Consider the following 12310-nt stretch of genomic DNA (forward strand, 5'->3'; position numbering starts at 1 on the left):
GGAGAAAAAAATGAGTCAGTTACGTCCGGCAATGTTAGTTTTACTGCTGCTCACCCTGATCACCGGCGTGGGGTATCCTTTACTCACCACCGGCCTGGCCCAGTGGCTGTTTCCGGCGCAGGCCAACGGCTCGCTGATCGAAGAACGCGGTTCGGCGCTGATTGGCCAGAATTTTACCCGACCCGGCTATTTCTGGGGGCGGCCGTCGGCAACCGGCGACGCGCCCTATAATCCGCTGGCGTCGAGCGGCAGCAATCTGGCGGCAAGCAATCCGGCGCTGGACAAGGCGGTGGCGGAACGCGTCGCCGCGCTGCGCGCCGCCAATCCGCTCTCGCCGCAGGCGGTGCCGGTGGATTTGGTGACCGCCTCGGCCAGCGGCCTGGATCCGGCGATTTCGCCCGCCGCCGCGCACTGGCAGGCGCCGCGCGTCGCCACCGCGCGTCAGCTGCCGCTGAAAACGGTAGAGGATTTAATCGACGCCAATACGGAGCGGCCGCTGCTCGCCTTTAGCGGCGATCCCACCGTCAACGTGCTGCGGCTTAATCTGGCGCTGGACGCGCTGACTCAACCCTGAAGGACGCAATGAACGACGAACGCGAACGCCCCGATCCCGACGCGCTGCTGTTGCAGCAGGCCGACAGCCATCGCGGCAAGCTGAAAATCTACTTCGGCGCCTGCGCGGGCGTAGGCAAAACCTACGCCATGCTGCAGGAGGCGCAGCGGCTGCGCGCGCAGGGGCTCGACGTGCTGATCGGCGTGGTAGAGACGCACGGGCGGGAAGAGACCGCTAGTCTGCTGGATGGGCTCGCGGTGCTGCCGCGGCGCGCCACCGGCCGCTCGCGTCATGCCGAGTTCGACCTTGACGCGGCGCTGGCGCGCCACCCGGCGGTGATCCTGATGGACGAGCTGGCGCACACCAACGTGCAGGGATCGCGCCATCCCAAGCGCTGGCAGGATATCGACGAGCTGCTGGATGCGGGCATCGACGTGATCACCACCGTCAACGTGCAGCACCTGGAAAGCCTCAACGACGTGGTGGGCGGCGTCACCGGCATTCGCGTACGCGAAACCGTTCCCGACCCCTTTTTCGACAGCGCCGATGAAGTGGTGCTGGTGGATCTGCCGCCGGACGATCTGCGCCAGCGCCTGAAAGAGGGCAAGGTCTACGTCGGCGATCGCGCAGAGCGCGCTATTGAAAACTTCTTTCGCAAGGGCAATCTGTTCGCCCTGCGCGAACTGGCGCTGCGGCGCACCGCCGACCGCGTGGACGATCAGATGCGCGCCTGGCGCGACCAGCAGGGGCGCGACCGCGTCTGGCACACGCGCGACGCCATTCTGCTCTGCATCGGCGACGACTCCGGCAGCGAAAAGCTGGTGCGCACCGCCGCACGGCTGGCGGCGCGGCTCGGCAGCGAGTGGCACGCGGTCTATGTGGAGACGCCGCGCCTTAACCGACTGCCGGAAGCGCGGCGGCGCGCCGTTCTGAAAACCCTGCAGCTGGCGCAGGAGCTGGGCGCAGAGACCGCCACGCTCTCCGATCCCGACGAGGCGCAGGCGGTGCTGCGCTACGCCCGCGAACATAACCTTGGCAAGATCGTTACCGGCCGTCGCCCGCTGCGACGCTGGCATCGCGACAGTTTCGCCACGCGCCTCGGCAAGCTGGGGCCAGATCTCGATCTGCTGGTGGTGGCGCTTGACGAGCCTGTCGCCGAGGCCTCGACGTTAGCGGACGCGCGCGTCGGCGGTGACCGCTGGCGCCTGCCGCTGCGCGGCGTGCTGATGGCGCTGCTGCTCTGCATTGTGGTCACCGCCGCCGGGCGCTGGCTGCTGGACGGCTTCGATACCGCCAACGGCGTGATGATCTACCTGCTGGCGGTGGTGATTATCGCGCTGCGCTACGGGCGCTGGCCGTCGGTGATCGCCACGGTAATGAATATTCTCGCCTTCGACCTATTTTTCGTCGCGCCGACCGGCACGGTGGCGGTCTCCGACCTGCAGTATCTGGTGACCTTCGCGGTGATGCTGGCCGTCGGCGTGATTGTCGGCAACCTGACCGCCGGCGTGCGCTATCAGGCGCGCGTGGCGCGCTACCGCGAGCAGCGCGCACGTCACCTCTACGAGATGGCGAAGTCGCTGGGCAGCGCGCTGACGCCTGAAGATATCGCCGCCACTACTCAGCGCGTTATCGACGTCACGCTGCAGGCGCGCAGTCTGCTGCTGCTGCCGAACGAACAGGGCGAGCTGGTGGCGACGGGCGCGGCGACGCCAGGCAGCGAGCCGGATCGCGCCATCGCCAGGTGGAGCTACAGTAAGGGCCAGCCCGCAGGCGCGGGCACCGATACGCTACCCGCCGTGCCCTACCAGATCCTGCCGCTAAAGAGCGGCGCGCACTGCCGCGGGCTGCTGGTAGTAGAGCCGCAGAACCTGCGCCAGCTGATGATCCCGGAGCAGCAGCGGCTGGTGGAGACCTTTACCGTGCTGATCGCCAACGCGCTGGAGCGGATGGCGCTGTCGCAGAGCGAGGCGGCGTCGCGGCTGGCGGCGGAGCGCGAACAGCTGCGCAACGCGCTGCTCTCCGCGCTGTCGCACGATCTGCGCACGCCGCTCACCGTGCTGTTCGGCCAGGCGGAGATGTTGATGCTGGACCTGGCGAGCGAAGAGTCGAAGTATGTAACGCAGGCGAACCAGATCCGCGAGCAGACGCTAAGCACTATCCGGCTGGTCAGCAATATGCTCGATATGGCGCGCATTCAGTCGGGCGGTCTGAACCTGCGCGAAGAGTGGCTGGCGCTCGATGAGGTGATCGGCGGCGCGCTAAGCAGCATGGCACCGTCGCTGAAAGGGCACGGCGTTACGCTCGACCTGCCGTCGGAGCTGGTGCTGATCAAAGGCGACAGCGCGCTGCTGGAGCGCGTGCTGACCAACCTGATCGAGAACAGCCTGAAATATGCGGGCAACAGCGCGCAGCGCGGCATTCGCGCCTGGCGCGACGGCGATCGGCTGGAAATAGCGGTATGGGACAACGGGCCGGGCATCGCCGACAAAGACCTGACGCGTATCTTCGATAAGTTCGCGCGCGGCGATAAAGAGTCGTCGGTGCCGGGCGTCGGACTGGGGCTGGCGATCTGCAAAACCATCGTGGAGAGCCACGGCGGGCGCATCTGGGCGGAGAACCGCAGCGAGGGCGGCGTCGCATTCCGTCTCTCTTTGCCGCTGCCGCCCGCGCCTGAAATTTCTGAAGAGGCGCTGAAATAACTTCACAGAGGATGGGTTATACTGCCTCACCTGTCTGATTACCTGTGGGAAATTATGGAACGTTTTACCGAAAACCTGATGTATGCGTCGCGCTGGTTGCTGGCTCCGGTTTACATTGGACTTTCGCTGGGTTTGCTGGCGCTGACGATTAAGTTTTTCGAAGAAATTTTTCACCTGCTGCCCAATATTCTCAGCATTGCGGAAAACGATCTGATCCTGCTGCTGCTGTCGCTGGTCGATATGACGCTGGTGGGCGGCCTGCTGGTGATGGTGATGCTCTCGGGCTATGAGAACTTCGTCTCTAAGCTCGATATCGACGACCATAAAGAGAAGCTGAGCTGGCTCGGCAAGATGGATTCCGGCTCGCTGAAAAACAAGGTCGCGGCCTCGATCGTCGCCATCTCCTCTATTCATCTGCTGCGCGTGTTTATGGAAGCGCGCAACGTGCCCAACGACAAGCTGATGTGGTACGTGATCATCCATCTGACCTTTGTGCTGTCCGCCTTTGTGATGGGCTGGCTGGACAATATGTCGAAAAACGAGAAGAAGTCCGCGTAACGACTAAGAGGCGATTGCGCCTCTTAGCGCTTAAACGTCCCGGCTGGCCGCGTGCCGGTCAGCTGCGGCATCACCTCTCGCACCATCTCGAAAAACTTCTGCAGGCGCGCCGGATAGTAGCTTGCCCAGGGATAGGTCAGCCAGACCGGCAGAGGCGGCGCCTGCCACTGCGGTGTCAGCTGCACCAGTTCGCCGCGCGCTAAATCTTCCTGCACCACCCACGACGACATAATCGCCGCGCCCATGCCCATTAATGCCGCTTTGCGCACCGCGTAGAGGCTGTCGCTGCTCAGGCGCGGCGCAATCGCCATATTGACCGGCTGGCCGTCGTCAACCCGTTGTAACGCAATCTCGTTACGGTAAAAGCTGGTCAGCGCCAGCCAGGGCAGCGTCGCCAGCTGCTCCACGGCGTCGACCGGCGCGTGCCGCGCCAGCAGATCGGGCGAGGCCACCACGATGCGCGGCACTTCCGCCAGCAAAATCGCCACGATAGCGGGATCGCTCAGCGCGCCGACCTGAATCGCGCAGTCGACATTCTCGGCGATAAAGTCGGGCGTACGATCGTTGAGCATCCACTCCACGTTAAGACGCGGATAGCGCATCAGGTATTCCACCAGCGGCGCGACCAGCTGATCCTGGCCAAAGGCGTGCGGCGCGCGCACCCGCAGCGTGCCGACCGGTTCGTCGTTGGCGTGGGTCAGCTCATCCTCCAGCGCGTGCCAGGTCGCCAGCAGCTGGCGCGCATGGGCGTAGCAGCGTTCGCCGTCGTCGGTCAGCTTGAGCGCGTGGGTGGTGCGCATGATCAGCTTCAGCCCAAGACGCTGCTCCAGCGCCTGCAGCCGACGGCTGATGGTGGGCTGGGTGGTGTTGAGTTGTGCGGCCGCGGCCGACAGACTGCCGCTTTCCACGATGCGGATAAAGGTCTGCATCAGTTCAATACGATCGGGACTGGATAAGTTGCTCATACGCACCACGCATAACAGTTTTGCCTTTTACCAGTCTACCGCGTATGGCGGCAATCCGCTTTACTAAGCGCCATACCCCTGTGGAGATGATGATAATGTCAGCGATTAACAGCATTACGGCCAGCCCGGCCGAAAGATTGCCTGGTCCCCTGGTCTTTACCCTTGCCGCAGGCGCAGGGTTGAGCGTGGCCTCGATTTACTACAGCCAGCCGATGCTGGATATCATCGGCAAACAGTTTAACGTCGGCGTCGGCGCGGTCGGTATGGTGCCGATGCTGACGCAAATGGGCTATGCGCTGGGCATTCTGCTGCTGGCGCCGCTGGGCGACCGTCACGATCGCCGCGCCATCATCCTGATTAAAGGGCTACTGCTGGTGGCGGCGCTGTTGCTGTGCGGCTTCTCCGGCGGCCTGAACGCGCTGCTGATCGCCAGCTTCGCAACCGGCCTGACGGCGACGGTGGCGCAGGATATCGTGCCAGCCTCCGCCGCACTGGCGCCCGAGCGCAGCCGCGGCAAGACGGTCGGCACGGTGATGACCGGCCTGCTGGTGGGCATTCTGCTGTCGCGGGTGGTGAGCGGCGTCGTGGCGGAGTATTTCGGCTGGCGCGCCATGTACTGGCTGGCGGCGGCGCTGGTGCTTTTCATCAGCCTGACGCTGTGGCGCGCGCTGCCGCGCTTTACGCCCGGCACCTCGGTAAGCTATCCGCGGCTGCTGCTGTCGCTGGCGCATCTCTGGCAGCATCATCAGACGCTGCGTCGCGCGGCGCTGGCGCAGGGCCTGTTGTCGGTCGGTTTCAGCGCCTTCTGGTCGACGCTGGCGCTGATGCTTAGCGATCGCTTCCACCTCGACAGCGCGGTTGCAGGCGCCTTCGGCCTGGCGGGCGCGGCGGGCGCAATGGCCGCGCCGCTGGCGGGCAGCATCGCCGACCGTATCGGTCCGGCGCGCGTCACCATCGTCGGCGCCGGGCTGGTCACCGTCTCCTTCGCGCTGATGTTCCTGCTGCCTGCGCTGCCGATCTCTGCCCAGCTGGCGCTGATCGTGCTCAGCACAATCGGCTTCGACTTAGGCGTGCAGGCCACGCTGGTGGCGCATCAGACGCTGGTTTACAGCCTGGCGCCGGAAGCGCGCAGCCGCCTTAACGCGCTGCTGTTTACTGTGGTGTTTATCGGCATGGCGACCGGCGCCGCGCTGGGCAGTCTGGCGCTGGCGCGCTGGGGCTGGAACGGCGTCGTGACGCTCGCCACGCTGGCTGGCGCCGCCAGTTTCGCGCTTCGCCTGGCGAGCCGGCACCTGAAGAACTGATCCCGCTTTCGCGCTCTTGTGCCAGGATTAAACATAATCTTTAGGGAAAACGGAGCGTTATGAACTTTCTTGCCTGGATGGCGGCCACCGGCTGCCTTCTGTTATTAATGTCGCTGGCGTCGGGATGGATCCATCGCGGGCCGGTGACGTCGTTTGGGCTTTACCTGTTGGCCGGGATCCTCTGCGGACCCTGGGTGTTCGACGTCGTGCAGATCGATATTCTGAAACATTCGGAAGCCGCCGCGCATATCACCGAGATCACCATGGCGGCCTCGCTGTTTATCACCGGGCTGAAGCTGCGCCTGCCGCTGCGCGCGCACAGCTGGCGCCTCGGCATGCGGCTCGCCTTTCCGGCGATGCTGCTGACGGTCGGCGGCATGACGCTGCTGGCGCACTGGCTGGTGGGCTTCGACTGGCCGCTGGCGCTGGCGTTCGGCGCCATCGTCGCGCCGACCGATCCGGTGCTGGCGAGCCTGATTTCCGTTAACGACGCGCGCGACGACGATGCGCTGCGCGTGGCGCTCTCCAGCGAAGCGGGCATGAATGACGGATCGGCGCTGCCATTGCTGGTGCTGGCGCTGCTGCTGTTTAACGGCGAAAGCCTTACCTGGAGCAGCTTTGGGCACTGGACGGCAGTCGAAGTCATCTGGGGAATCGGCGCCGGACTGGGACTCGGCTTTCTTTTCGGCCGCCTTGTGGGTTTGCTGGCGGCACGACTGCGCAGCGCGCACGGCGATGTGGCGCCCAATGATTTTCTCGCGCTCGCGCTGATTGCATTGAGCTATGCGGCAGCCGAAACCATTGGTGCGTCTGGCTTCCTGGCGACCTTTGCCGCTGGCGTCGGGCTGCGTCGCGCCGAGCTGCGCGTGTTTAAAGCCTATCAGCCTGAAGAATTAAGCGAAGAAGAACGCGTGCTGCCTGCCGAAGCGCTGGTTAATCCCAACAACCGTCTGGAGCACGCGGGTGAAAGCGGCGGTATGGTGAAATCGGTCGGGCTGGTGGTCAGCGATGCGCTTTCGTTTGGTGATACCATTGAGCGGTTGCTGGCGGCGGCGATGATGGTGGTGCTGGGCGTGACGCTTGCCCACCACTGGAACCTCGACGGCATCCTGTTGGGACTGGCATTATTTATCGTGGTGCGACCGCTGGCGGTCTGGCTGACGACGCTGCGCTGCGGCATTCCGCCGGTGCGCCGTCTGCTGATCGGCTGGCTGGGGATTCGCGGTATCGGCAGTATTAACTACATCGCCTTTGCCTGGGTACACGGCATGGCGGGACAACAGGCCGAAACAATGGTTGATATGGCGCTGACACTGGTGGTGTGCAGCATCGTCATTCATGGCGTGACGGTCACGCCGCTGCTGAACTGGCGCTCGGCGCGCCTTTCCGCCCGGCAGAACGAAGAGTAGACCGTCATCAGGTTAAAACAGGAGTGGATATGAAAAAGTCGTTATTGATTTTACTGGGGATGCTGGCTTCATCTGCCGCGCTGGCCGCTGACGATGAGAGCAACATCCCGCAGGAGAACGTCTATGCCAGCAAGCTGTGCCATATCGTCAGCGGGGAGACGCAGGTCGGCACGGCGGATTCCTACGTGCAGAAAATGAAGAGCTATACGGCGATGAGCAAATCCTCCAGCGCGATGAACCAGCCGGAGTTTGATGAAGATATTGCTAACGAAGTGGCGAACGCCTGGCTGCAGCTGGGCGAAGAGGAACGCGGCAAACTCCGCGCCGACGAACAGCTGTGCGAGCAAACGGTGATGACGCAGTTTCAGCAGGAAGATTAAACCGCTTATTTACTCTGCACAAACGCGCCTCAGGGCGCGTTTTTTTGTGGCATTTTGTGCCGAATTGCGTACATAATCGCCAGCGATTGATATGCGTCACATAATAACAGCGCCGCCGCAGACAGGCGCGTCTGAATCAGCTACTGGCATTGACTCAACGGGCATCATGATCACGCGTCGACACTTTCTTTTGGGTTCCGGAGCCCTCCTTCTTTCCATGACCGCAGGCAAACTCTTTGCCCGCGATGAGGTCATTCCGCTGTGGCCTGACGAGCCGCCGGGCGGCGGCGGACCGTCTGGGCCGCTGCGCGTCAACAAGCATGGCTCCTGGTCCAATATTGTCAGCCCGACCATCCAGCGGTTTAAACCGGAAAATCCCAACGGCGAAGCGGTGCTGATCGCGGCGGGCGGCGGCTATAAGTTTATCGGCATGGGTCGCGAGGCCTGGCCGGTGGCGCGCTGGCTCAACAGCAACGGCTATACCGCCTATGTGCTGAGCTATCGCCTGCCGGAAGAGAAGTGGCAGGCGGGTCATCTTGCGCCGCTGCAGGATGCGCAGCGCGCTATTCGCCTGGTGCGTTCGCTGGAGCGTAAAGTGCACGTGCTGGGGTTCTCCGCCGGCGGGCATCTGCTCGGCATGGCGGCGGCGCGTCCAGATTTTCGCTCCTATGAACCGCAGGACGAGCTGGATCAGGTGGTGCCGAAAGTCGACAGCGTCGGTTTGATCTATCCGGTGATTACCCTGGAAGCGCCCTATACCCATACCACCACGCACCGCATTCTGGTGGGCAACGGCGCGACGCCGGCAGAAGAGGCGAACTGGTCGGTGCAGAACTATGTAACGCGCAGCTATCCGCCCACCTTTCTGGCGCAGGCGGAAGATGATCCTGTCTCCAATCCTTACAACACTGAACTGATGCGCGATACCTGTCGACGCAACCGCGTGCCGGTGGAGCTGATCGAGATCAGCCGCGGCGGCCACGGCTTCGGCCTAGGCAAAGCGGGCACGCCTGCCGCTCTGTGGGATCAGGCCTACGCGCGCTGGCTCGACCGCCTCAGCTGATCAGGTCAGTATCCGGCGGCTGTCAGGCTGCAGCGACGGCGGCAGCGGGAAATCGTCGTTCATCTCCCGCAGGCTGCGCTCGATAGTGACGCAAATGGCGTTCAGCGGCAGGTCGTTAGCCTCGACGCCGAAAGGATCCTCCAGCTCTTCCGACACTGATTCCAGCGCCAGAAAGGTGTAGGAGATAAACATCGACACCAGCGGCGTCATGCCGTGCAGATCGCTGACCAGCGCAAACGGCAACAGCGTGCAAAACAGCGACACGGTGCGGTGCAGGATCAGCGAGTAAGCAAAGGGGATCGGCGTTGAGGCGATGCGTTCGCAGCCGCCCAGCACCAGCGACAGCCGGTTCAGATTCTCATCCATGCTCTGCCAGAGAATATCGGACACTTTTCCCTGCTGGCGCTGCTCGCCCAGCCATTTGCCCAGGCAAAGCAGCGCGCGGCTGGCGGGCATCGGGCTGTTCAACACTTCCTCGCGCCAGCGTAGCGGCAGCAGGCGCGTCAGATCGTCGCGCGGGTCGCTGCCGCGCAGCTGATGCTTCATGCTGTAGCTAAACGCCATCTGCAGCGCCGCGAACTCATGCGCCTTTTCCGCTTCCAGTGGCACGCTCTTGATCTGACGCAGCAGCGAACGATGGGTGATAAGCATGCTTCCCCACAGCGTGCGCGCTTCGGTAAAACGCGCATAGCTGGCGTTGTTGCGGAAGCCGAGGAAGATGGCCAGCGCCACGCCGAGCAGGCTAAAGGGCGCGGTGGTGAGATGCACGCCCAGCGATTCGTACCACTGAAAGCAGACGATGGCGATAATCGACATCAGCAGGTTTAACGACAGGCGGAAACCGATTTTCGGCAGCACCGAACCGTGCCAGCCCAGCAGCCGACGGAACCAGTGTTGGTAAGGACGAACAATCATAGTGAATGCGATGTGATGAAGTTATTTTTGTATGTAAAGCCTACGCCGACCGCGGTGCGAATGCGAATTCTCGCGTGCTTTTCCCGGCTTTAATCTTAAAAAGATTATAAATATCAATCATCTAAAATAAATTTTGATAAGTTGTAAAATTCTTTCCGTTATCTCTTAACAGGCAGGCTGCGTAAAGTTCATCTCAACGGAAACACAACATTCAAACCCCCTGAGAGGAACAAAATTATGTCTAAATTCGACCTGCTGGACCCGCAAAACTCAACGCTGATTTTCATCGACCACCAGCCGCAGATGTCTTTCGGCGTAGCAAATATCGATCGCCAGCAGCTTAAAAATAATACCGTCGCCCTGGCCAAGGCCGGAAAAATCTTTAACGTGCCGGTGATTTATACCTCGGTGGAAACCGAAAGCTTTAGCGGCTATATCTGGCCGGAATTGCTGGCGGTCCATCCGGAGTCGAAGCCGATTGAACGTACCTCGATGAACTCCTGGGAAGATGCGAAATTCGTTGAGGCGGTAGAAAAAACCGGACGCAAGAAGCTGATTATCTCTGCGCTCTGGACGGAAGTTTGTCTGACATTCCCGGCGCTGATGGCCATGAAAGAGGGCTACGAAGTCTATGTGGTGACGGACACCTCCGGCGGCACCAGCGTCGACGCCCATGAGCGCTCGGTGCAGCGTATGGTGCAGGCCGGCGCTATCCCGGTGACCTGGCAGCAGGTGCTGCTTGAGTACCAGCGCGACTGGTCACGTAAAGAGAGCTATGACGCGGTGATGGATCTGGTGCGCGAACACAGCGGCGCATACGGCATGGGCGTCGATTACGCCTACACCATGGTGCATAAAGCGCCGGCGCGTCAGGCCTGAACATGGCGTGCTAAAGAGCGCGCCTGACAGCAGGGCGAAGGTTCGATTTCGGACCTTCGCCCTTTATTATCTGTGACATTAGGGCCAGCATCCGCTGGCCCCTCTGTCCGCGTCAAATCAGCGCATCGTCACAAACTCTTCCGCCGCCGTCGGGTGGATCGCCACGGTATTGTCGAAATCTTTCTTCGTCGCGCCCATCTTCAACGCCACCGCAAAGCCTTGCAGCATCTCGTCCATACCCGATCCGATACCGTGAATGCCGACGATCTTCTCCTCCGCGCCGACGCAGACCAGCTTCATGCGGCACGGCTGGCGGTGCTGCGTGACGGCGGTGTACATGGCGGTAAACGAAGATTTATAGACCTTCACCTGATCGTCGCCATATTGCTCGCGCGCCTGCGGTTCAGTCAGGCCAACGGTGCCGATCGGCGGATGGCTGAACACCACCGTCGGCACGTTGCTGTAATCCAGATGTTCATCCGGTTTGTTGTTGAAAAGGCGCTCTGAGAGACGACGACCCGCCGCGACCGCGACCGGCGTCAGCTCGACCGCGCCGGTGTTGTCGCCAACCGCATAAATGCCGTCGACGTTGGTGTTCTGATACTTGTCGACGTTAATATAGCCTTTTTCATTCAGCGCCACGCCGGTCACCGCCAGGTTCAGGTTATCGGTCGCCGGTTCGCGGCCGATGGCCCATACCAGACAGTCGACGGTCTGCTCGCGCCCGTCTTCCAGCTGCAGCGTCAGGCTGCCGTCGGCGTTCTTCACCACCGCTTTCGGCACGGCGTGGGTGTGCAGCGTCGGGCCTTCGGCGTTCATCACTTCCACCAGCGTGTCGGTGATCAGCGGATCGAAGCTGCGCAGCGGCGCATGCTTGCGTACGAACAGATGCGTGTCGGAACCCAGCGCGTTAACCACGCCCGCCAGCTCAACGGCGATATAGCCGGCGCCGATGACCGCGGTACGCTTCGGCAGCGCCTCCAGTTCGAAGAAGCCGTCAGAGTCGATGCCGTACTCCGCGCCCGGCACGTTGGGATGGCTCGGCCGGCCGCCGGTGGCGATCAGAATATGATCGGCGGTAATGCGCTCGCCGTTCACTTCTACGGTATGGGCGTCGACGAAACGGGCAAAGCCCTTAATCACGTCGACATTGTTTTTACCCAGCACGTTATCGTACGAGGTGTGAATACGATCGATGTAGGCGCTGCGGTTTTTCACCAGCGTCTTCCAGTCGAAGTGGTTTACCGTGGTATCGAAGCCGTAATCCGGACCGTAGAGATGGATAGCCTCGGCGATTTGTGCCGCGTGCCACATCACTTTCTTCGGAACACAACCCACGTTCACGCAGGTGCCGCCCAGCTCTTTGGCTTCAATCAGGGCGCATTTCTGGCCATACATGGCGGCACGGTTAATCGAGGCGATGCCGCCGCTGCCGCCGCCAATGGCGAGATAGTCATAGTGTCGTGTCATGGTGTGTCCATCCGGTTGCAAGAGTTTGGTCAGGATTGTAACGCTGAGAGGCGAGACGGCGCAAAGATTGCGCCTATGATTGTAATAGGGTTGAATTCTCTCCTCACTGACA

At 62.0% G+C, this 12310-nt stretch carries 11 protein-coding genes; 8 read left to right on the top strand and 3 right to left on the bottom strand.

Annotation, left to right across the window (positions count from 1 at the left end):
- Positions 1-10 precede the first annotated feature (10 nt).
- The 3 genes from kdpC to PVE98_RS00745 are packed head-to-tail and all read left to right on the top strand — an operon-like array spanning position 11 to position 3813.
- The gene (kdpC, locus tag PVE98_RS00735) at positions 11-574 is read left to right on the top strand and encodes a potassium-transporting ATPase subunit KdpC (protein WP_096072215.1); all 564 of its coding nucleotides are present in this window, start codon (positions 11-13) and stop codon (positions 572-574) included.
- An 8-nt stretch (positions 575-582) separates the two neighbouring features.
- Positions 583-3255 (top strand): two-component system sensor histidine kinase KdpD, encoded by a 2673-nt coding sequence (gene kdpD, locus PVE98_RS00740; protein WP_096072214.1) that lies wholly within the window; start codon positions 583-585, stop codon positions 3253-3255.
- Between the two features lie 54 nt (positions 3256-3309).
- Entirely contained in the window at positions 3310-3813 is a 504-nt protein-coding gene (locus tag PVE98_RS00745) for a TIGR00645 family protein (RefSeq protein ID WP_033753356.1), read from the top strand.
- Between the two features lie 23 nt (positions 3814-3836).
- Here PVE98_RS00745 and PVE98_RS00750 read toward each other — a convergent pair whose 3' ends face one another.
- Positions 3837-4778 (bottom strand): LysR family transcriptional regulator, encoded by a 942-nt coding sequence (locus tag PVE98_RS00750; protein WP_096072213.1) that lies wholly within the window; start codon positions 4776-4778, stop codon positions 3837-3839.
- Positions 4779-4873: 95 nt separating this feature from the next.
- On the opposite strand from PVE98_RS00750, the gene PVE98_RS00755 reads away from it, so the two are divergent.
- The 4 genes from PVE98_RS00755 (at position 4874) to PVE98_RS00770 (ending at position 8934) form a co-directional block, all read left to right on the top strand.
- Positions 4874-6082 (top strand): MFS transporter, encoded by a 1209-nt coding sequence (locus PVE98_RS00755; protein WP_033753351.1) that lies wholly within the window; start codon positions 4874-4876, stop codon positions 6080-6082.
- A gap of 59 nt (positions 6083-6141) precedes the next feature.
- On the top strand, positions 6142-7491 hold the full coding sequence (locus PVE98_RS00760; RefSeq protein ID WP_033753348.1) for a sodium:proton antiporter: 1350 nt from the start codon (positions 6142-6144) through the stop codon (positions 7489-7491).
- Positions 7492-7520: 29 nt separating this feature from the next.
- Positions 7521-7871, top strand: coding sequence for a hypothetical protein (locus tag PVE98_RS00765; RefSeq protein ID WP_033753345.1), 351 nt, complete (start codon positions 7521-7523; stop codon positions 7869-7871).
- A 166-nt stretch (positions 7872-8037) separates the two neighbouring features.
- Entirely contained in the window at positions 8038-8934 is an 897-nt protein-coding gene (locus PVE98_RS00770; protein WP_033753342.1) for an alpha/beta hydrolase, read from the top strand.
- Here PVE98_RS00770 and PVE98_RS00775 read toward each other — a convergent pair whose 3' ends face one another.
- On the bottom strand, positions 8935-9849 hold the full coding sequence (locus tag PVE98_RS00775; protein WP_096072212.1) for a bestrophin family protein: 915 nt from the start codon (positions 9847-9849) through the stop codon (positions 8935-8937).
- Between the two features lie 237 nt (positions 9850-10086).
- Between PVE98_RS00775 and PVE98_RS00780 the strand changes: the two genes are divergently transcribed.
- The gene (locus PVE98_RS00780; RefSeq protein ID WP_096072211.1) at positions 10087-10728 is read left to right on the top strand and encodes a hydrolase; all 642 of its coding nucleotides are present in this window, start codon (positions 10087-10089) and stop codon (positions 10726-10728) included.
- A 117-nt stretch (positions 10729-10845) separates the two neighbouring features.
- On the opposite strand, the gene gorA is transcribed toward PVE98_RS00780, so the two are convergent.
- Positions 10846-12198, bottom strand: coding sequence for a glutathione-disulfide reductase (gene gorA, locus PVE98_RS00785; protein WP_096072210.1), 1353 nt, complete (start codon positions 12196-12198; stop codon positions 10846-10848).
- Positions 12199-12310: the final 112 nt, after the last annotated feature.

Source organism: Pantoea sp. GABEPS69, assembly GCF_045780835.1.
GTDB classification, from domain to species: Bacteria; Pseudomonadota; Gammaproteobacteria; order Enterobacterales; family Enterobacteriaceae; genus Pantoea; species Pantoea septica.

Excerpts from the sequence above, each read along its gene's own strand:
- kdpC (WP_096072215.1), top strand. The coding sequence starts at position 11 with ATGAGTCAGTTACGTCCGGCAATGTTAGTTTTACTGCTGCTCACCCTG.
- kdpD (WP_096072214.1), top strand. The coding sequence starts at position 583 with ATGAACGACGAACGCGAACGCCCCGATCCCGACGCGCTGCTGTTGCAG.
- PVE98_RS00745 (WP_033753356.1), top strand. The coding sequence starts at position 3,310 with ATGGAACGTTTTACCGAAAACCTGATGTATGCGTCGCGCTGGTTGCTG.
- PVE98_RS00750 (WP_096072213.1), bottom strand. The coding sequence starts at position 4,778 with ATGAGCAACTTATCCAGTCCCGATCGTATTGAACTGATGCAGACCTTT.
- PVE98_RS00755 (WP_033753351.1), top strand. The coding sequence starts at position 4,874 with ATGTCAGCGATTAACAGCATTACGGCCAGCCCGGCCGAAAGATTGCCT.
- PVE98_RS00760 (WP_033753348.1), top strand. The coding sequence starts at position 6,142 with ATGAACTTTCTTGCCTGGATGGCGGCCACCGGCTGCCTTCTGTTATTA.
- PVE98_RS00765 (WP_033753345.1), top strand. The coding sequence starts at position 7,521 with ATGAAAAAGTCGTTATTGATTTTACTGGGGATGCTGGCTTCATCTGCC.
- PVE98_RS00770 (WP_033753342.1), top strand. The coding sequence starts at position 8,038 with ATGATCACGCGTCGACACTTTCTTTTGGGTTCCGGAGCCCTCCTTCTT.
- PVE98_RS00775 (WP_096072212.1), bottom strand. The coding sequence starts at position 9,849 with ATGATTGTTCGTCCTTACCAACACTGGTTCCGTCGGCTGCTGGGCTGG.
- PVE98_RS00780 (WP_096072211.1), top strand. The coding sequence starts at position 10,087 with ATGTCTAAATTCGACCTGCTGGACCCGCAAAACTCAACGCTGATTTTC.
- gorA (WP_096072210.1), bottom strand. The coding sequence starts at position 12,198 with ATGACACGACACTATGACTATCTCGCCATTGGCGGCGGCAGCGGCGGC.